13 protein-coding genes are annotated in these 20,661 nt (G+C 43.5%); 9 read left to right on the forward strand and 4 right to left on the reverse strand.

From position 1 onward, the window contains the following. Position 1 precedes the first annotated feature (1 nt). From F1644_RS10180 to F1644_RS10195, 4 genes are all read left to right on the forward strand, one after another. Positions 2–1,537 (forward strand): RagB/SusD family nutrient uptake outer membrane protein, encoded by a 1,536-nt coding sequence (locus F1644_RS10180; protein ID WP_158571847.1) that lies wholly within the window; start codon positions 2–4, stop codon positions 1,535–1,537. An 18-nt stretch (positions 1,538–1,555) separates the two neighbouring features. Then, positions 1,556–2,260, forward strand: a complete 705-nt coding sequence (locus F1644_RS10185) for a DUF4843 domain-containing protein (RefSeq protein ID WP_118303832.1) — start codon at positions 1,556–1,558, stop codon at positions 2,258–2,260. A gap of 18 nt (positions 2,261–2,278) precedes the next feature. Further along, positions 2,279–3,871 carry a PKD-like family lipoprotein gene (locus tag F1644_RS10190; RefSeq protein WP_118303830.1) on the forward strand — a complete coding sequence of 531 codons (1,593 nt, stop codon included), beginning with the start codon at positions 2,279–2,281 and terminating at the stop codon, positions 3,869–3,871. 126 nt (positions 3,872–3,997) lie between these two features. Further along, positions 3,998–6,688 (forward strand): zinc-dependent metalloprotease, encoded by a 2,691-nt coding sequence (locus F1644_RS10195; RefSeq protein WP_118303828.1) that lies wholly within the window; start codon positions 3,998–4,000, stop codon positions 6,686–6,688. Positions 6,689–6,824: 136 nt separating this feature from the next. Here the strand turns inward: F1644_RS10195 and F1644_RS10200 are convergent, their stop codons facing one another. After that, positions 6,825–7,364 (reverse strand): RNA polymerase sigma factor, encoded by a 540-nt coding sequence (locus F1644_RS10200; protein WP_118304018.1) that lies wholly within the window; start codon positions 7,362–7,364, stop codon positions 6,825–6,827. Between the two features lie 7 nt (positions 7,365–7,371). After that, positions 7,372–7,836 carry a DUF2059 domain-containing protein gene (locus F1644_RS10205; protein WP_087421436.1) on the reverse strand — a complete coding sequence of 155 codons (465 nt, stop codon included), beginning with the start codon at positions 7,834–7,836 and terminating at the stop codon, positions 7,372–7,374. 117 nt (positions 7,837–7,953) lie between these two features. On the opposite strand from F1644_RS10205, the gene F1644_RS10210 reads away from it, so the two are divergent. Further along, positions 7,954–9,321 (forward strand): S28 family serine protease, encoded by a 1,368-nt coding sequence (locus F1644_RS10210; protein ID WP_118303826.1) that lies wholly within the window; start codon positions 7,954–7,956, stop codon positions 9,319–9,321. Here F1644_RS10210 and F1644_RS10215 read toward each other — a convergent pair. Beyond that, the gene (locus F1644_RS10215; RefSeq protein WP_118303824.1) at positions 9,310–10,530 is read right to left on the reverse strand and encodes a 3-deoxy-D-manno-octulosonic acid transferase; all 1,221 of its coding nucleotides are present in this window, start codon (positions 10,528–10,530) and stop codon (positions 9,310–9,312) included. The genes F1644_RS10210 and F1644_RS10215 overlap by 12 nt on opposite strands. Positions 10,531–10,775: 245 nt before the next feature. Here F1644_RS10215 and F1644_RS10220 point away from each other — a divergent pair, with 245 nt between their 5' ends. From F1644_RS10220 to F1644_RS10235, 4 genes are all read left to right on the forward strand, one after another. After that, positions 10,776–11,969, forward strand: a complete 1,194-nt coding sequence (locus tag F1644_RS10220) for a DUF4252 domain-containing protein (RefSeq protein WP_118303822.1) — start codon at positions 10,776–10,778, stop codon at positions 11,967–11,969. Positions 11,970–12,067: 98 nt separating this feature from the next. Then, positions 12,068–13,495 (forward strand): efflux transporter outer membrane subunit, encoded by a 1,428-nt coding sequence (locus F1644_RS10225; RefSeq protein WP_087421432.1) that lies wholly within the window; start codon positions 12,068–12,070, stop codon positions 13,493–13,495. A gap of 97 nt (positions 13,496–13,592) precedes the next feature. Continuing rightward, positions 13,593–14,684, forward strand: a complete 1,092-nt coding sequence (locus F1644_RS10230) for an efflux RND transporter periplasmic adaptor subunit (RefSeq protein WP_118303820.1) — start codon at positions 13,593–13,595, stop codon at positions 14,682–14,684. A gap of 155 nt (positions 14,685–14,839) precedes the next feature. After that, positions 14,840–17,965 (forward strand): efflux RND transporter permease subunit, encoded by a 3,126-nt coding sequence (locus tag F1644_RS10235; RefSeq protein ID WP_118303818.1) that lies wholly within the window; start codon positions 14,840–14,842, stop codon positions 17,963–17,965. A gap of 245 nt (positions 17,966–18,210) precedes the next feature. On the opposite strand, the gene F1644_RS10240 is transcribed toward F1644_RS10235, so the two are convergent. Continuing rightward, positions 18,211–20,373 (reverse strand): S46 family peptidase, encoded by a 2,163-nt coding sequence (locus tag F1644_RS10240; protein WP_118303816.1) that lies wholly within the window; start codon positions 20,371–20,373, stop codon positions 18,211–18,213. Positions 20,374–20,661: the final 288 nt, after the last annotated feature.

The following is a 20,661-nucleotide window of genomic DNA, read 5'->3' on the forward strand; positions in this document are numbered from 1 at the left end:
TATGAAAAATATTAAAATATTACCGATCGCTCTAGCCCTATTCTTTTCCGGATGCTTATATTCCTGTAATGATTGGCTGGAGACCGGATCAAACGATGAAGTGCTTGAAGACGATGCCTTCTCATCAGCTAAAGGCTTCAGAAGTGCCCTAATCGGAGTTTATCGACTTGTGACATCGGAAAACCTTTACGGTCAAGAACTAACTTGGGGGCTTCTCAGTTCCATCAGCTGGAATTATCAATCCGGTTATGCAATTCCCAAATATCGGGGTCCACTTCAATACGATGTTTACACCGACAACAACACGAAAACAATCGTCTCGAATATTTGGGGAGCGGCCTACAATGCCATTGCAAACTGTAACAATTTACTCAAACAGATCGAGGGCAGCAATGCAAATTTTGAGTACACATGGGAAAAAGATATGATCATGGCTGAAGCCCGCGGATTACGAGCCCTTCTACATTTTGAAATGCTCCGGCTCTTTGCCCCGGCTCCGATTACCGGTTACAAGGGAACTACCATCCCATACGTAACGGACTATCCCGATTTGTTACCCCAACACAAAAACACAGAAGAAGTATTAACTTCCATTATCGAGGATTTAGAATATGCAAAGCAGACATTAAGACCCATCGACGTCGACGAACTTCGTAATAAGAGTATATGGATCGTAAACGGAAATCGAATGGACAATATAGAATACGTACTTTTCCAAGGCGTTTTAAACTTAAAATCCGACGGGACCCGTGAAGGATACGGTGACGGTTTCTTTGCTTTCCGAGGATACCGTTTCAACTATTGGGGGGCTACGGCTCTACTGGCCAGAGTTTACTCTTACATGAGGGACAACACCAAGGCCGAACAATACGCCGATACAATTCTGAATGATTGGGTAGGGAGTGACAAATTCCATTTGTATTCCAAAAATCCCAAAGCCACATCGAACCCGAACGCCATAGACGGGAAACGCATCCCGGAACCCCTCATTGCATTTTGGAATGACAAAGTTTGTGACAATTACAAAACTGCCATCAGTAGCATCTATAACAGAATGGTTGATCCCCAGTACCTTTTCGATGGCGATTTAACAGAAGACTACAGATACACGGATCTCTATAATTCCAGTAATTATCGCTATCGGGTATGGGACGGGCAAGACGCCTCTTACTCAACGAATAACTCCATAGTAAACTATAGTAACCCGCTTATTCCCGTGTTGGAATTACCGGAAATCTATCTCATCAAAGCTGAATGTCTTGCCGCACGCGGCGAAATACCCAAAGCCCTGGCTCTCTTGAAAGAAATCAGGGATGCCCGTGGTTGTACAAACACCGTTTCCGCCTCGGATTATGATAGTTTTATGGAAAAGTTAGTTAATGAAGCAAACCGTGATTTCATTGCCAGAGGACAGACTTGGCATTTCTTGAAAAAACTCAACTGGCCCAAACTTTACAACGGGACTCCCGCAAACAAAACCGTACCGGATGGCTGGTATGTTCTACCCATGCCAGACAGTGAAACTGCTTATTATTGATTTTTTAAATAAAGCAATATGAAATATATATATATAATCGTGATAGGAGCTATCTATTCATTATATAGTTGCTCAAAAGAAGAAATTCTTACCTATAATAACAATACATCGGAACGTTTTATTTATTTCGAGAAGTCCGAAGCAGACTCATCAGATATATCGTTCTTTACCTATCCGGGCGAGATCGAAATCAATTTTCCGGTTGTCGTGAAAAGTTCCGGTTTCAGCAACCAAGACGAAGAATACAAAATTGTAGTGATGGATGAATACACCACCGCCCTGTCCTCTGATTACAAAATACCCGATAAACTCATCTTTAAAGCCGGGGCCATCAAAGACACGTGTTACATTAAATTAAAATACTCTTCCAAGTTGGACTCGGACAAGGTACGTGTAGTGATTAAATTGGCAAATAACGAGAACTTCACGGAAGGGGAAAGTATGTATCAGGTTGCCATTATCTGGTTCCACAACATCATCTCACAACCCGACTGGTGGACCAGTACGGTAACTTCTTATTACCTAGGCACTTATTCCGACCTAAAATACAGCCTTTTCAACAGTATTGTCGGGGTTGACCTAACCGATGCCGACGAAAGCACGATAAGGCATTACGCCCTCGTATTCAAACAATACTTGGAAGAACAAAAAGCAGCAGGCAACACCGTACTTGAAGCAGACGAAACAGAGATGACTGTCGTGGCCGGAGGAAGACTGAAATAACCTATAAAATAGACTTTTATGAAAAACATTATATATTTAAGTATCCTTTTCATAGCGAGTTACTTCATGACCAGTTGTATTGATGATGAATCAAAAGATTTTCAATTCAATATGCCGAATGTAATTATCGGATCTGACGATGATATTAATTTCCCCGTCGGGAAGGAAAAAGCATATACCCCGACGATCGAATGGGCTAATACCGATTCGACAAATTATGATTTCCTGTGGACCTACAACGGACGGGAGAAATTGTCTACCGAGAAAGTATTGAAACACACGTTCACGGATGCAGGAACTTTCTACCTGACTTTCCAAATGACAGACCGCACAAATAAATTGACCTATGGACAAGATTTCAAACTGACCGTCAGTTCTGAATATTTCCTAGGATGGCTTATTCTTGCCGAGGATGAGACAGACGGGCACTCGGCCTTATCATTTATCCATATGCAAACCTACGAACTTTATCCCGATGTTTACAAGACCCTCTATCCTAACGACCCGTTAGGTTCCAAGCCATATCGTATGGAAACACATTACACGACCAAAACGGACGAAATTCTCATCATGCAAAAAGGAGGAGAGGGTTTGATTGAACTAGACGGGAGTAATTTCAAGAAAGTAATCCGGACAGAAGAGGAATTTATCGGGGGGGAATATCCTTATGCCGGTTTCAACCCGATTCGGGTAGCGTACACTCATAAAGGCCCGGAACTCTTGCTCACGGATCAAGGAGAAATTTATGACCGCATCAATAGAAAAACAACCAGCATGTTTCAAACAGCTTCTTATTCCACCATACCTTTCCTACATGTGAGTGGTAATACATCGTTTACTTATTTCACCTTCCCGGGATCAACCAATTTCCAATTAATGTTTGACAATGCTAACAAAAGGTGGCTGGCATACCATAACACTTCGACAATCCCTTATGCCATCCCTATTTTCACGAAAGGATACACGGATGAGAGTTACCCAGGAGCATTCGATTTTTGCAACGGAATGAATGCGAACATCGATCTCGCATACGCAGAAACATGTAATGAATCCACCAACAGCTGTTATCTCGTCCATGTTTTAAAAGATAACACTACAAATAATCATTACCTCCAAGTATCGACGCTCACATTTTCTACATCAAATTATCGTATAACCGTTACCAAACCAGAACAAAAAGAATTTGCTTCAGGATATGGCATTGATGACAAAACACAATATTGTCTATTACGAGGCACCGGTACGTCTTTTACTGCTGATCCTCATTTGTTCTTTAGTATTGGTAAAAAAGTTTATTTCTATCGCTGGAGTAATGATAAAATTTATCTCTATAAAGACTTCGGAACAGGAGAAAATGCCCCCACAGGCGACCTCGTATCCATGCACACCAACGGAAACGCCATTGAAATGGGATTTGCATTCAGCGACGGACATTTTTATATTTGCAATATAACAAAGAATATCATTGATAAAATTGCTCGAGGAGATATTGACCCGTTAACCGATAATTCAATCGAAATTCAACATTATTCCGGATTAGGCAAAATTGTTCACTCGGCATTCAAGTATGGAAAATCAGCTAATTATCTAAATGCAAAAATAGCATACTAGTAGAAGAGTCTCTCTATTTCCCTCCTGTTAAGACAGGAGGGAAATAGAGAGACTATAGACTGAAAAATAAAATATCTAAGCCGGAATAATTACCGGCATTAATAACTATTATCAATTTTTAATTTCATGAAAACGAAAAAACTGTATGTAGGGCTACTTTTAGTAGCCATGTTGGTTCCTTGTATCGGAATTTCAGGAACCGAACGTAAAAAGGACACGAAAAAAAACGAAAAAACGGACACGACAAAGAAAAAAGTTAACACGTACGACAAATTACTTAAAAAACCGGGTGTTGTCACCGCAAAAGGCGAGTTCGTGACAATACACAAAATAGACAAAAAAGTCTATCTCGAATATCCTCTGAAACACTTAGGACGTCGAATATTAATCGGGGGAACCGTTTCCTCGGTCAGCAACCCAACTTTCGTGAACGTGGGATATAAATACGCAGACCCATTACATCTTCAAGTTGAATTGCAGGACAGTTCAGTTATCTTTAACAGACCTAATACCTCTGCAACATTGAATAGTAACGATCCCGGCCTACGAGCCGCATTTGAGAAAAATTACACACCAAAACTCTACAAAAGATTTCCGATTGCAGCCTACACTCCCGACAGTACAGCCGTTGTATTCGATATTACGGCCATGGTATTCGAAATGGGGCCTCACAATAATAATCTAGTTCCCCCGAAAGAAGGTAGTAAAGAAGAAAAGGAAAAGACATCCCTTGGTAAAATTAAATCCTTTACTGACAATGCCTCCGTAGAAATCAGCCAGGAGATTGAAGTCATGCAACAAGTCCTCATATTCCGCTTCAAGCTGGGAGAAGTATCCACGACCTCGAATGTTTCTATCTTGTTATTACCAGAAAAACAAATGTCTCCCCGGATACAAGACTCCCGCGTAGGAGTATTCTGGAGTATGGATGCGAACTCGAAAACCTCAACCTCAAAACACGAAATATCCACGATCGAAGACGGTATGCGTCCCTATATCCTTGCCAATCGCTGGCGTCTGGAACCAACAGACATGGCAGCTTGGAAAAAAGGTCAAACCGTTGAAGTAAAGAAACCCATTGTTTGGTACGTGGACAATACCTTCCCGGCAGAATGGAAATCCTCAATCCGTCAAGGCGTTCTTGTATGGAATAAAGCATTTGAAAAAATAGGCTTGAAGAACGTGATGCAGGTTCAAGATTTTCCAACAGAAGAAGAAGATCCTGCTTTTGATCCGGATAACCTGAAGTACTCGTGTATTCGTTACTCCCCAAGTGCCACAATGAATGCAATGGGTCCGTCATGGGTAGATCCTGTAACAGGAGAAATTCTAAATGCAAGTGTGATTGTCTATAACGACATCATCAAATTAATCAATAACTGGCGTTTTGTACAAACAGCCCAAGTCGACGAACGAGTACGCTCAAAAAAAATGCCTAAAGACGTGGTGGATGAATCGATGGTATATGTAATCGCACACGAAATCGGGCACACGTTAGGTTTGATGCACAACATGGGAGCCTCTTCAGCTTTCCCGGTAGATTCATTACGTTCCGTCAGTTTTACACAGAAATACGGAACTACCCCTTCCATCATGGACTACGCCCGTCATAATTACGTGGCACAACCGGAAGACAAAGGGGTAAAATTAACACCTCCTGACCTTGGCGTTTATGACGAATATGTCATTCAATGGTTGTACACACCGGTTCCCGAAGCAAAAGATATGTGGGAAGAGGCTGAAATTGCCAGTCGTCTGATTGATGAAAAAGCAGGTGATCCTTTCTATCGATACGGTCGCCAACAAATCCAGTCGCAAGGATTTGGTCAATACGACCCAAGCGCCCTCATGGAAGACCTTGGAGATGACCCCATAAAAGCCGGTAATTATGGTATAAAGAACCTCAAATATATTCTTCCCCGAATGAACGAGTGGATTGAGAGCGATGAAGATACCCGTCACCGTCAAAGTTTATACACTCAAATCGTAAACCAATATTACCGATACCTCACGAATGCTCTTTACCAGATCGGCGGGATTTATTTGACAGAAGTAAAAGACGGGACTTCAGGAAATCCAGTAATTCCAGTAGATCGGGAACGTCAAAAATCATCATTATTCTGGGTATTGAAGGAATTACGTTCATGCGATTGGATTAACAATCCGGAATTAACAAATAAATTCCCTCTACACACAAAAATGTCCTCAAAAATTTGCGCCCTTGTTGCAAGTAATCTGTTAACGACCATCCCGACAAACGTAACATTATCAGCACACGTAGCCCAAGAAAAAAACGCTTACACGATTCAGGAATATTTCAATGATCTCTATAATGAAGTTTTCTCCTCTACTCTTAGAGACCGCAAATTAACAAATGAAGAAAAGATTCTTCAACGCTCGATAGTAACAGCCATGGCTAAACCCATGATTGCAGAAAAGAATGCACAAAAAATCACAGCAGACCCAATTGTTACAATAGAACCATCCTTGCCTTCGCTAGAAGAATTACGATTCCTAGGCCTGATTCACCCTGTTTTACTGGATCGTTTCGAGACGCAGCTAGAGTATCTCGAAGAGAAATTCGGCAAAGGAGCCGTTGCTTCTGCCCTATTGACAGAGCAATTCGGGGAATCAAGGTTTCCTTTCCAAAAGGCAGTGAAAGTAAATGATATTAGCGAAATAGACATCTACAAGCAAAACATGGTAGATAAAATTAATAAACTATTAAAAAATAAACGAACGAATGCCCACGCTGACGACAAAGCACATTACGAGTATTTATGGAGACAGACCCGTAATGCACTAGATGTCAATTAATCCTTATTAACCCACGAACTCGCTCTCGTGGCATTCAAGCCTGATCTCGAAAAACTCTAGATCAGGCTTTATTTAGAAAATGGACCAAATACAGATCAGTATTTAACCATAAAAACGCAGATCGAAAGTTCCCGGTTTATTTTGTTAGCAACCAGAATAGGAATAGCATCTCATCCCGCAATTCTGCCCTCAAATAGTTAATCGCTCTAACAACATGAGTCTTCGCTGTATTCACACTTATACCCAATCCCTCTGCAATTTGTTTATAGGTCTTTCCGTCCACGAAATGAGCGATCAACACAAGACGTTGTTTCTCTGACAACTCCAACAATTTATTCTCCAATCGAGACAAGCATTGTTCGTAATACTCCAATTCCTCCGTTACGCTCTCATTCAATTCAATAATACTACGCTCATTATTTTCAATGACTTTCTGATGTTTTATATAATTCAGCGCACAATTTTTAGCAAAATTAAATAGATACGTTTTTAAAGAATACAAAGAATACAGTTTATTCCTATTCTTCCAAAGCATCAGAAAAACATCATGGACAATATCTTTTGCCACTTCTTCGTCCCGTACATAACTACACACGAATCCCATCAAGTTCTCAAAATGAAGATCAAAGAGTTCTTCAAAATCTTTCTCTGACAATACCACTTTGTTAGGATTCATAGTCATCTTATAAATACCCTTTCGCCTTCAACGACTCCTGTACTTTCGTCGCAATCTTCATACCCCATTGCTGTCCGACAGCCATACTTTCAGTAGCGATTGCCGGTTGTGCGGCAGCCATTTTTTTACCGACAGGAGATTCGTAAAATTTCGTAATTTCCTGTAAATCGGACAAAGTTAGACGCTTATGATAAATCGGGGCTAACATTTCAACCAAGTCATCCACCAATGTCTTCATCATCTCTTTTTCTGCCTCACTCCAAAATTCAGCAGGAACATTCGGGAGTTGTTGTTTCATCATGGCAAACATTTGCGGGATAACAAGCTTGAATGTCGCATCGCTTCCGGAAACCACGATCATTTTTTTCAATGCGGCAACGTATTCTTTAGAAGGTTGAGTTTGTGCTGTCTGAGCGACACTTACACCTCCTATACCCAAAACAAGGACAAGGATAAATAAAATTTTTCTCATAACATCATATTTTAATTTGTGTTACAAAGATACCTTTTTTACACAAAAGTGCGGACGAGACAAGAAAAAACAGAAATAATTTATACCTTGCAGCACAATAACGCAAAGAACTGAACTATGAGATATGTATTTTCACTTTTTGTAACTCTATTATTAGCTTGCGGATCCGTACTTGCAAACGGCCCGTTATTACAGAAATTACAACAAATCAAAGAAATATCCGGTATTCGGGAACTAAAAGTTCAACCTTACACGGAATACTACGAATTCTGGTACGAACAACCGATAGACCACAATAATCCCTCGAAAGGAACTTTCAAACAAAGGGTATTACTGGGACATCGGGATTTCAACACTCCCATGGTAGCCATCCTCGAAGGGTACGGGATTTACTCCCCGGCAGAAAGCGAGTTGTCAAAACTATTCAAGACAAACCAGCTTACCATCGAACACCGCTTTTTCAACAACAGCAAACCCGAAGGAGAAACACCATGGACAGACTTAACCTTGAAACAGGCTGCCACTGACCAGCACGAGATTATTCAAGCCTTACGACAAAAAATATATCCGAACACGAAATGGATCTCCACGGGAATCAGCAAAGGGGGACAGACAACCGTCTATCACCGTTATTTCTACCCGGAAGACGTGGAGATAAGCGTGCCTTACGTGGCTCCCATTAACCTGGAAAAAATTGATCCCCGGTTAGAAAAATTCCTTTCCAAACTAGGCGGAACCCCGGAAAACAGAAAATTACTCGAAGGTGGTGGAAAAGATATTAAATGGCAAATCTTCGATTTTCAAAAGAGATGTCTTGAAAATATGGATAAGCTCATGCCGCTCATGCAGGAATTAACGCAAGCAAAAGGCTATTCATTCAACAAGGTTGGCGGGATAGAACGGGCTTTCAAACTCACGATCCTTGAATTCCCATTTGCATTCTGGCAATGGGGAAACAACATCAATGATATGCCCCAACTGGAAGAAGACGATTATAACGAGATATTCAACTACTTGGTGAAAGTGTCTTCCCCGGATTTCTTTGACGACAAAGCCATTGAAAATTTACAAGCGTTCTATTACGCCGCTCTAACAGAAACAGGCATGTACGCTTATAATACCAAGCCGTTCAAGAAATTCTTCAAGGATGAACCGGAACCGATCATCACGTTCGACTTCGCCATGCCTAAAGGATATGAAAATGCCCCGTTCAACACACAACAATTGCAGGATATTAATCATTGGTTACAGACCAATGCAGAAAACATTCTTTTCATTTACGGGGGAAGTGATCCTTGGAGCGCCACGGCTGTCGATTTGAAGAAAAACGACAAATGCCGCAAGTACATCAAAGCCAACATGGACCACAAATGTCGCATTGCAAGTTTCGAAAACCTTACCCGTTCTGCCATTGTCAAAGTATTGAAATCATGGCTCACGGGCACGGAAGTCGAAGAAGAAATTGAAGAAGTTTTAATCTACTAACTGACGAATAATTGCGTCTGTCGCACCAAGTTGTTGATTGACGAACTTTAAAGCACTTTGCCCGGCCGCCTCAGCGATTGCCGGGCTATTTATTAATGAATCCATCAAGGAAGTAAATTGCTCCTTATCCGAGATTGAAAACGCCCCGCCGCAAGCGATCAAATCAACCGCCTCTTTAAACTTGTGATATTTCGGCCCGAACAGAACAGGAATACCATAGATTGCAGCCTCAAGCGTGTTGTGAATCCCTTTCCCGAAACCACCCCCAACATAGGAGATAGAACCGTAACGATAGATTGAAGACAGCACCCCGATCGTATCAACCACGAGGACCTGACATTTCGTCACGTCGGCCGTCTCATCTGTATAGCGAGCTACCGACTTGCGACACTTACCCAAAATATCTTTGATATGCCCCTCCCCGATCTCGTGAGGCACGATAATCCACTTGTAATTTCCTTCCTGCGCGTTGATATAATCCAGAATAATATCTTCGTCTCCGGGCCAGGTACTTCCACAAACCACGGCCCTCCTATCATTACAGAAAGCCTCCACCTTTTCGATTCTTTTTGCCGCATCCGCAATCTGTTTTACCCGGTCAAAACGAGTATCCCCCGTCTGTTGCACGTGAGTAATACCAATCGTCGACAACAACTTTACGGATTCCTCATCCTGCACGAAAAGATGCGTAAAAAACCCGAGCATACGACGATGCAGATTCCCCCATTTCTTGAAGAACGGTTGCTCCGGACGGAAAATTGCAGAGATTAAATACGTTGGCACCTGCTGTTTATGCAGTTCATTCAGATAATTATACCAGTACTCGTATTTCACGAACACGACAGCATCCGGTTTCCATGTTTCCACAAAACGACGGGCATTTGAAGGAGTATCAATCGGTAAATAATAGATATAATCAGCACCTTGATAATTCTTGCGAATCTCGTACCCGGAAGGAGAGAAAAAGGTCAATAATATTTTCGTATGAGGCTCTATCTCTTTCAATTTTTCAATCACTGGACGTCCTTGCTCGAATTCTCCCAGCGATGCGGCATGAACCCACACCAATCGTCCCTTTCCACGCTCAACAGCCTCCATACGTTTCCATATTCCTTTTCGCCCTTTTACCCATAATGCCGCTTTCTCGTTAAAAAGAGAGGCCACGCCGATAGCACAACGATATGCAATAATTCCGAAATTATATAGCATAATTCTATGATTTAATGATTTTAGATTCAGTGATTATTCGAAATTCATAATCATGCACCTAAAATCACATAATCATAAATCACCTAATCACCTAATCATTTTTCGGCTTCAAAGGTATAAAATTTATCGCCCAATGGTATAACTTTTGTAAATAACGTTAAGCAGGGGAGAATGAACGAGTTATTACATTACATTTACTCTCCGAATAGAAGTACGTGTCAGTAAAACATTAAAATAGTCAAGTTATGAAGATCAAAAGTCTATTAACATGCATGATGGTAAGCCTTGTCACGATCCTGCCATTACAGGCTCAGGTCGGCAAGGAAATGAAAGCATTCCGCAACAAGGATGGTATAACCGTAACGATGTTAAACCCGTCGCTTTACAGCCTTTACAAACAAGGTGACCTGTCCCTACCCGCGGAAGAGGCTTTGAAAGACATAAAAGAAATCAACGTGATGCAAGTTGACATCAAACGGGCCACCCCCAAGGTTGTGGAAGAAATTTCTCAACGCATCACCCCGATCGTGGAAAACGAGGCCAAATACACGCTCGTGCGCAGCCACCGGGGAGCTTACAGCCAAGAATTTCTCTACGTGACACAACACGAGGAACGTATCACGTCTCTCGTTCTATGGAGCGAAGATGTAGAAACACTTTCTATCGTGGAACTCAAGGGTAACATCCAACTGGATAACGTGGATGAAATCGCCAATGCACTAAAAGTGAAAGGACTCGATCGCTTGGCTTACATCAACACGCCGACAGATCAGGTTGCATCCGGTTCCGATTTTATCAAAAAACTGGAAGAACGCTTTGGTATAAAAAGAGATTCCATTTTCGGGAAAGATCCTTTTGGTTCATTCCGGGAAAGTTTCGGCAGCATGGACGATATGCTCAAAAAAGCGGAAGAAATGTTCCGTGACATGGGTCCCATGTTTAGCGGAGAATCGGATATGGAAGGGATGGGAGAATCCATTTCCAACGGCCTGGAAGTTATTCAGGAAAACGGGAAAACCCGTATAAAAGTAAACGCCAAAAACTCGGAAGTATCTTACGTGATCGACGGTATCGAATACGCGGCCGATTCCCTTAAAAACGGTATCCCCGACGAAATCGCCACCGTGAACATGATTACCTCCCCGACGAATGCCAAAAAATCATACGTGGTAATCAACACGAAACAGAAAAAAGGACAATTCATCAGTTATGCCAACGGCGTGCTGAAATACAAGTACAACAAACAGGAATACACGTTGAATCCCGAAAAGTTGGAAGAACCGGCCTTGATTATCAACAACCGTCTGACAAGAAGTTTCAATATTGATCCGGTACAAATTATACAGATTCGCCCGGTATCCGAATTGGAACGACAATTATTAGGCGCCCCATCAGCCCAAGTCATTATCGTAACCGATAAAATGGGTTTCTTCTTCTAACATTTTTGTAATAAAAAACGTATAGCAGCAATACACGAGAGTGTGTCAAACGACTTTTGACACACTCTCGCTATAAACTAACAATCAACGCATACGTTATGAAATTGGCTGCTATCACGAGAACGGGAAGTTATTTCCTAACATTATTTCTATTCACCCTTACCCCTTCGGCCGGGAATGCCGGGCAATACCAACCCGACCAACCGGAAAAGATCAAACCATATAAAAAGGTAAGTGAACATTCGAACCTGCAACAAACCTTACCCTCTAACGATGAATGGTGGCAACTGTTCAAAGATCCGATTCTCGACACGCTTATTAACAAAGCCGTCATCAAAAACTACGATGTACGGAATGCTATTCGCAAAATAGAGATGGCAAAAGCAAAACTACGTGTGGATCGCAGTCCCTACTACCCGACTATCTATTTTTCTGCCAACTATGCCCCGGAAAAAAGCAGCCTTAGCGCAGATAAAAAAAATATTATCGAACGGAACGGAACCGCCACCGTCAACCTAAACTGGGAACTCGACGTGTTCGGACGAATCCGGAAAGAGAGTTCTTCTCAAAAAGAATTTTACCTTGCCGCACAAGAAGATTACCGGGGAGTGATGGTATCTCTTGCCGCACAATTATCCACGGCATATATCAACTTGCGGAGTGCCCAGAAACAACTGGAAGTAACCCGTGAAAACATCGAATCACAAAAGAAGGTTATGGAACTCACCGAATCAAGGTTTAAACTCGGATTAGCCTCCCAACTTGACGCGGCACAAGCCAAGAGCCTCTACCTGCAAACCAAAGCGTCATTACCGGGAATCGAATCGACCATTGCCCAGCAAATCAACCTAATCGGGGTTCTTATCGGAGAACATTCGGTTGCCATCCGGGACTCGTTATTGAAAATCCGTCCCATCCCGACCAATCCCCGGCAAGCCGCAAACGGTATTCCTGCCAACCTGATCCGCCAGCGTCCCGACGTACGTTCGGCAGAGAGAACGATTGACGGATTGGCCGAGGCCGTGGGAGCAAGCCGTGCCGACTGGTGGCCCAAGTTCCTCGTGACCGGATTCTTCGGCTACTCGTCCGAAAACTTCGAACAGTTTACGAATAAAGAAAACATGATCTGGCAAATCGCACCCTCTATTAAATGGACGATCTTCAGCGGTAGAAACTTGGTGGAATCCAAGAAATCTGCCCAATTACAACTTGACGAAGAAATCAACTCGTACAATCAAACATTACTGACCGCCTTGCAAGAGGTGGATAATGCTCTGGTAACTTACAACAAATCACTCCTGCAAATATCCGCCTTGAACGACGCGTTCCAACAGTCACAATTAACGTTAGATCTCGCAATAGAACAATACAAAAACGGATTGGCCAGTTACCAGACCGTGTTAAGTTCCCAAATCAGTCTTTTGAACTACGAGAATTCCCTTGTGGAAGCCAGAACTGCCTCCCTTCGCTACCTGATAGAACTTTATCAAGCCCTAGGAGGGGGATGGCCTGTCGGAGATTTCTAATTTTAAATTTTAAATTTTAAATTTTAGATTCCAGCCGCACCAGCTACCACGCACCTTATGAACCTTACAAACCTTACGAACTTTATAAACTAACCATATGAAAGCACTTTCCATCATTTTCGTCGTTTTCCTGTTTCTTTTGGCCGGATGTGGCAAATCGAAGAAACAACAGGAAACAGCTCCAACACCCTCGGTTGCCGTTGATCATCCGCAGTTGCGCACGGTGGTCTATACGTTTGAGTACCCGGGGTATCTACAAGCGGAACAAACGGTAAATCTCGTGGCACGGGTTTCGGGCTACTTGGAATCCTATCAATTTACTCCCGGACAACGGGTTCGCGAAGGGCAAACTCTTTTCGTGATTGAGCCGCAACCTTATAAAGATAAAGTGACACAAGCCGAGGCAAACGTGGAAAGTAGTAAATCGAAACTCGCCTACACAAAAGCATCCTACGAACGGATGCAGGAGGCCGTGAAGACCAAAGCGATCAGTGAGATAGACTACCTTCAAGCCCAATCCGACTACGGAGAAGCCCTTGCTGCTTATGAAGAGGCCCGGAGCCAGTTAAGCCTGGCCAATATAGACCTTTCATACTGTATCGTGAAAGCACCTTTTACCGGACGAATCTCCCGGAACATGGTCGATCCGGGCAATATGGTCGGAACAGATGCCAGTAATTCGGCTCTAGCCACCATATACAAGGACAACCAAATGTATCTCTATTTCAACATGGCTTACCCGGACTTTGCCCGGTTGCCCAAGAATACCCCATCTGCCCTTCCGGTTACCATACAAGACGTGAATAATCCGGAAAAGACTTGGATCGCCGCTCTGGATTACAGTTCTCCAAATATTGACCTCAACACGGGAACCCTCAACCTGCGGGCCATTGCCCGCAACCCGAACGGGGAACTTCTTAGCGGGATGTACGTGAAAGTCATTGTCCCCTACAAAAGTGTCCCGAAAGCGATTGTCATTCCGGAAGCGTCCCTCGGTACCAATCAAGGCGGACGCTATGTTTATCTCGTGGGACCAGATGACACGATCGTCTTCCGTCAAGTGGAAGTCGGAGTACTCACTCCCGATGGGATGCGGGAAATCACCAGCGGTCTCACCCTAGAAGACCGCTACGTAACCAAAGCCCTCATCAACGTACGCCCGGGAATGAAAATCAAACCAACTTTATGATTTAATGATTTACGATTTTAGATTTTAGATTCCAGCCACACAAAAACAACGCTTTGAGAATTACAAAATCTAAAACTAAAAATCATTCATCTAAAAGCAACCAACTCGCGTTGTTGAAATTTAAAATCTGAAATCTAAAATTTAAAATCAACAAGATGTTATCTCGCTTTTTCATCAATCGACCGATATTTGCCACCGTTCTATCTATATTAATTGTAGTTGCAGGTGTGATCACGTTGAGATCATTACCCGTGGAACAATATCCCACGATAACCCCGCCCACGGTAGTCGTGGAGGCTCAATATCCGGGAGCAAATGCCACAACCATCGCACAGATGGTAGCCACCCCGATCGAGCAACAAGTTAACGGGGTCGAAGGAATGCTTTATATGTCATCCACTTCTTCCAGTGCTGGGGTCTATCGGCTTACCGTAACCTTCGAGGTCGGTACCGACCTGGACATGGCTACCGTTCTCGTACAGAACCGGGTAAACATGACCCTAAGTTCACTTCCGCAAGAAGTGACAAAAATAGGAGTCACCACCACCAAAGAATCCACCAACGTGGTCATGTTTCTCACGTTGACCTCCGATAACCCGAGTTATGACGCTCTTTACCTATCCAATTATGCAGAATTGAACCTCGTGAACGAATTATCACGGGTAAAAGGAGTAGGCAGTGTAGGGGAATTCGGAGCCGGAAATTACAGTATGCGTCTCTGGCTGAATCCCGATTTACTGACCATCCGAGGCATCAGCCCGCAAGAGATTATCTCTGCCATCGAAAGCCAAAACATACAGGTAGCACCCGGAGCAGTCGGGGCTCCCCCGCTTGCCAGCCCGGTAGCCTTCCAGTACACGCTGGAAACCCAAGGATTGCTGGTCAGTGAAGAAGAATTCGGAAATATCATTGTGAAAACACTTTCCGACGGAAGATACTTACGCTTGAAAGACGTGGCCACAATCGAGCTGGGAAGTCAGACGTACTCGACAAACGCCCTGTTAAAAGGTCAGGCGGTGGCCGCCATAGCCATCTATCAACTTCCGGGAGCAAACGCCCTGGATGTGGCTCAACGCATCAAAGCCCGGGTAAACACGTTATCCTCGTATTTACCCGAAGGTGTACACCTGAATATCACGCTCGACACGACCGAATTTATTCACGCATCTGTCAAAGAGATATATAAAACGCTGGGAACGGCTTTTTTACTCGTGTTGATTGTCATTCTGATCTTCTTACAAAACTGGAGAGCCATGCTGATTCCCCTGATCGCCATTCCGGTATCACTTGTCGGAACCTTCACGTTCATGGGACTCATGGACTTTTCCATCAATACACTAACCCTTTTCGGGTTGGTGCTGGCCATTGGGTTGGTAGTAGATGATGCGATCATTATTGTCGAGAACAGTTACCGCCTGATCGAGACCGGAAAATATGCAGACATGAAATCTGCCGTCACCCAAGCCATGAAAGAGGTGTCGGGGGCTATCGTGGGAATTATCCTTGTCCTCCTGGCCGTGTTCATCCCGACCGCATTTATTGGCGGGATCACGGGAATGCTTTACAAACAATTTGCTTTAACCATCGCAGCTGCAACCGTTATCAGCGGGTTCAATGCCCTGACTCTAAGTCCCGCATTATGCGCCCTTTTCCTAAAACCCGCCAAACCATCCAAATTCTTCCTGTTCAAGGGATTCAACAAGTTTTTCGAGAAAACTACGAACGGGTACACGTGGGTGGTACAAGGTTTTATTCGGAAATCGGCATTGGCAATTCTGGCATTCTTGGTTCTTGCCATACTGGCATTCATCGGTTTCTTACGACTACCGACAACTTTCGTCCCGAACGAGGATCAGGGGTATTTCGTGGTCTCCATGCAACTACCGGACGGTTCGTCCCTCTCCCGGACAGAATCCGCATCAGCCAAAGCAGGTGAGATATTAAAGCAAATCGACGGGGTAAAAACTTATATTGCGATCAATGGATTCTCCATGATGGACAACGCCCAGAACTCTAACGCAGCTTCCATCTTCGTCATGCTCGAAAACTGGGACAAGCGAAAAAGCAAAGCCTTGGGAGTAGATGCCATCACGACCCGATTCAATGAACTGGCTTATCTCGAAATCCCGGAGGCTCAAAGTTACGCCGTTTCCCCTCCCCCGATCCCTGGCCTGGGAGAAAGTAGCGGGTTCGAGCTCATGGTGGAAGACATCAATAACTACGGTTCCACATCCCTGCAACAAGCCGTCGATCATCTGGTTGATGCAGGAAACGGAACTCCCGGTTTATCCATGCTCCGGTCCACGTTCAGCGCCAGCGTTCCGCAATATTACCTGAACATCGACCGAGACAAGGTTGAATTAATGCAAATACCGATAGGAGACGTGTTTAACGCTCTCTCGGCATACATCGGCTCTATTTACGTGAATAACTTCGTGAAATACGGCAGGACCTTCCAAGTTAAACTTCAAGGCATTCCCGACAGCCGGAGAGTGATTGATGACGTTTTGTTTCTGAATGTCAAGAACACGCGGAACGAAATGGTTCCCTTCTCTGCTTTCACGACCGTGGAACAACGCCTAGGGACAGAACTTCTTCCCAAGTACAACACCTATTCGGCAGCCTCCCTATCCGGAAGTGCTGCCTCAGGTTATAGCTCCGGTCAAGCCTTAACTATCATGCAACAGGTATTCGAGCAAGAACTAGGCAACACGTTCGGTTACGAATGGACCGGACTGGCCTACCAGGAAGAGAGTGCGGGATCGACCACAACAATGATTTTCATACTCGCCATTCTTGTGGCTTTCCTCATTCTCGCTGCTCAATATGAAAGCTGGACTTCACCATTTGCCGTGATCATGGGACTACCCATTGCCCTGTTGGGAGTTGTCATCGGGTGTCTCGTGATGAATCTTCCGATCAGCGTCTACACCCAAATCGGTATCATCCTGTTAATCGCTCTAACCGCCAAGAATGCCATCTTGATCGTGGAATTCGCCCGGGATTATCGAGCCGCCGGGAAACCGATCTCCGAGGCAGCCATTGAGGCCGGAAAGGTTCGGTTACGCCCGATCCTGATGACCTCATTCGCTTTCATCCTCGGTGTTTTCCCTCTGGTCATCTCCACCGGAGCCGGAGCAGCAAGTCGAATCTCGTTAGGAATAGCCGTCTTCGCCGGGATGCTGATGACCTCGTTGGTGGGTACACTTTTCATGCCCAATTTCTACTACGTCATGCAGTCTTTACAAGAACGACTAACCCGAAAGAAACAGAAATCCTAAGGAAATAATACCTATTATTCGGACTTTATTCAGAGATTATTCGGAGCTTCTCCATACCGTGATATTTAAGCCACGAATAAACTCTGAATGATCTCTGAAGGAGTGAGATTATTTGGGTTAGATTACTTCTTTATTTGAGTTAGTTTCGGGTAGAAATACAAAAAAGAGTGTACTCCACAGTTATATGTGTAAAGTACACTCTTTTAAAAACTTAAATTCACCCTCTTAATGAGGCTTCCAAACAATTAGAATACAATCGTCATCTCGTTAATCAAGTTCTGAGCATTCGCGATTTTGTCCACGATGAACAGCATGTAACGAGCATCCAAGTTGATACATCTTTGCAAGTTTTCCTCGAAATCAATATCACCGGACATAGCCTCTGAGTTTCCATCAAATGCGGTTCCGATCAACTCGCCGTTACCATTGATAACCGGAGAACCGGAGTTACCACCTGTAATATCATTGTTCGTGATAAAGTTCACGGAAATGTTGTCAGCACCGTAACGTCCGAAATTCTTCGCGTAATACAAATCTTTCAAATTTTGCGGAACCTCGAACTCGCCACCTTTCGGGCCTTCTTTTTCCATAACACCGGTTAACGTGGTGTAATAATCATAGAACACGGCATCTCTCGGTTTGTAGCTCTTCACGTTTCCATAAGTCAAACGGATAGTAGAATTAGCGTTCGGAGCCCATACTTTGTTCGGTTCCATTGCCATCAATCCATTCACGAACAAACGATCTCCTTTAGCAATATTGCTACGCATAGAACTCATTTCCCCGCTTAATTTCTGGTAAACCTCGAACAAGCTCTTTCCCGTGATATAACCCAAATCTTTATTCAATTTTTTCATATCCGGTTTTTCAAGGAATGCGTTCAAACGAGCCTCATCCGTGAAAATAGATTTGTCGGACAGTTCTTTAGCGAATTTCTCGTAGTTACCTTTGTATTTCTTGTTGATCAAATTAATCACTTCAGGATGCCATTCGGCTGCCACGTTATCACTATAAATTTTGAACAAAACAGCCATCAAGTTTTTATCAACATCTTTGTTGAAATCCTTAAAGAAACCTGCTGCATTTTTCTTGATTGCCTCGATGTACATATCCTTCATTTCAGCCGGGGTATTTGCATCCAAAGCTCTTTCCAAGGTGTTAGCCACTTGGAACGCAAACAATGGAACTTCAGGACCTTGCAATGCAGCCTCCTGCATATAAGACATGGCCACGTTATACGGGTGCATAGCCTCGTAACCCTCTTTGATCAAAGTCAAAGCGTTACCATATTTAGCCTTGCGAGCCGGATCAGCATTCACCCAAGCGGTAAATTCACGCTCGATTCTCTCTTTTTCACCCATCGTGTTCAAATTCTCCAAAGCGATATTCTGCTCGTGAGAATATTTCCAATAGTTAGCACATTGTGCATATTTAGATGCATATTGAATACGAGTGGCAGCCGCAGCGTCCATTCCTTCTTTCATGATACGCAACTTCTCGGTACGTACTTTGTAACGAATATCATTGGTTACATCCATCGTCTCTTTCAAACCGAAGCTAGTCAAGAAACGATCGGTTGTTCCGGGGAATCCCATGATCATGGCGAAATCACCATCCTGTACTCCTTTGGCAGAAACAGGCAAATGATGTTTCGGTTTCAACGGAACATTACTCGTGTTATAAGGAGCCGGTTCGCCATCAGGACCCGTGTAGATACGCATCATACAGAAGTCTGCCGTATGACGGGGCCAAGACCAGTTGTCCGTGTCACCACCGAATTTACCCATACTTTGAGCCGGTGCGCCTACTAAACGAACATCGCGGTAAATCTTGTAAACCAACAAGAAGAATTGATTTCCCTCGAACATCTCCTGTACCTGAGCTTGAAGGTTAGTTCCTTGTACTGCCTTAGCAGAAATTTGTTTAGAAATAGCATCAATAGCCGCTGCACGTTCTTCTTCTGACATATTATCATTCAAAACAGCGTTCACCTGATCGGTCACATCTTCCATACGTTGTAGGATAGATGCAGTAATACCGGGATTCGGTAACTCTTCACTATATTTGTAAGCCCAGAAACCGTTTGACAAGTAGTCATGTTCTACGGTAGAGTGCTTTTGAATCACGCTGAATCCGCAGTGGTGGTTCGTCAATACCAATCCTTTGTCCGAAATAATCTCTCCGGAACAGAAATGCCAGAAAGGACGTCCGTCGTTTCCTAATCCAACGATTGCATCTTTCAACGATGCCTGATTCACGGAATAAATATCTTCCGCCGTCAATTTACAGCCTTGTGCCTGCATCTGCTCGATGTTCTTCCCGAGCAATGACAAAAGCCACATACCTTCATCCGCCCGCACGATTGACGTTGAAAGCAAAGCAAATACAATAATAAAAACTCTCTTCATCTGTTTAAATTTCACGTTTAATATATAATCTGATCTAATTTAATTCCTGTCAAATTATGCCCTCGCCTCCCACAAACGATCGCGAATATACAATTTAATTCAAAGAAACCTTATGTAACTCACCGTGATTTAATATTATTATAACATTTTACAACACGCTGTCAGAGTAAATTAATCTCGTCTTTTTAACCAATTGAATCTCTCCAATTACTTTTATATTCCCGGTGTCATACATACCATTTTAACACCCACACAAAAAGCGAGTCCCCTCAAAACGAGAAGTGAGGG

It is taken from the genome of Butyricimonas paravirosa (assembly GCF_032878955.1).
Taxonomy (GTDB): domain Bacteria; phylum Bacteroidota; class Bacteroidia; order Bacteroidales; family Marinifilaceae; genus Butyricimonas; species Butyricimonas paravirosa.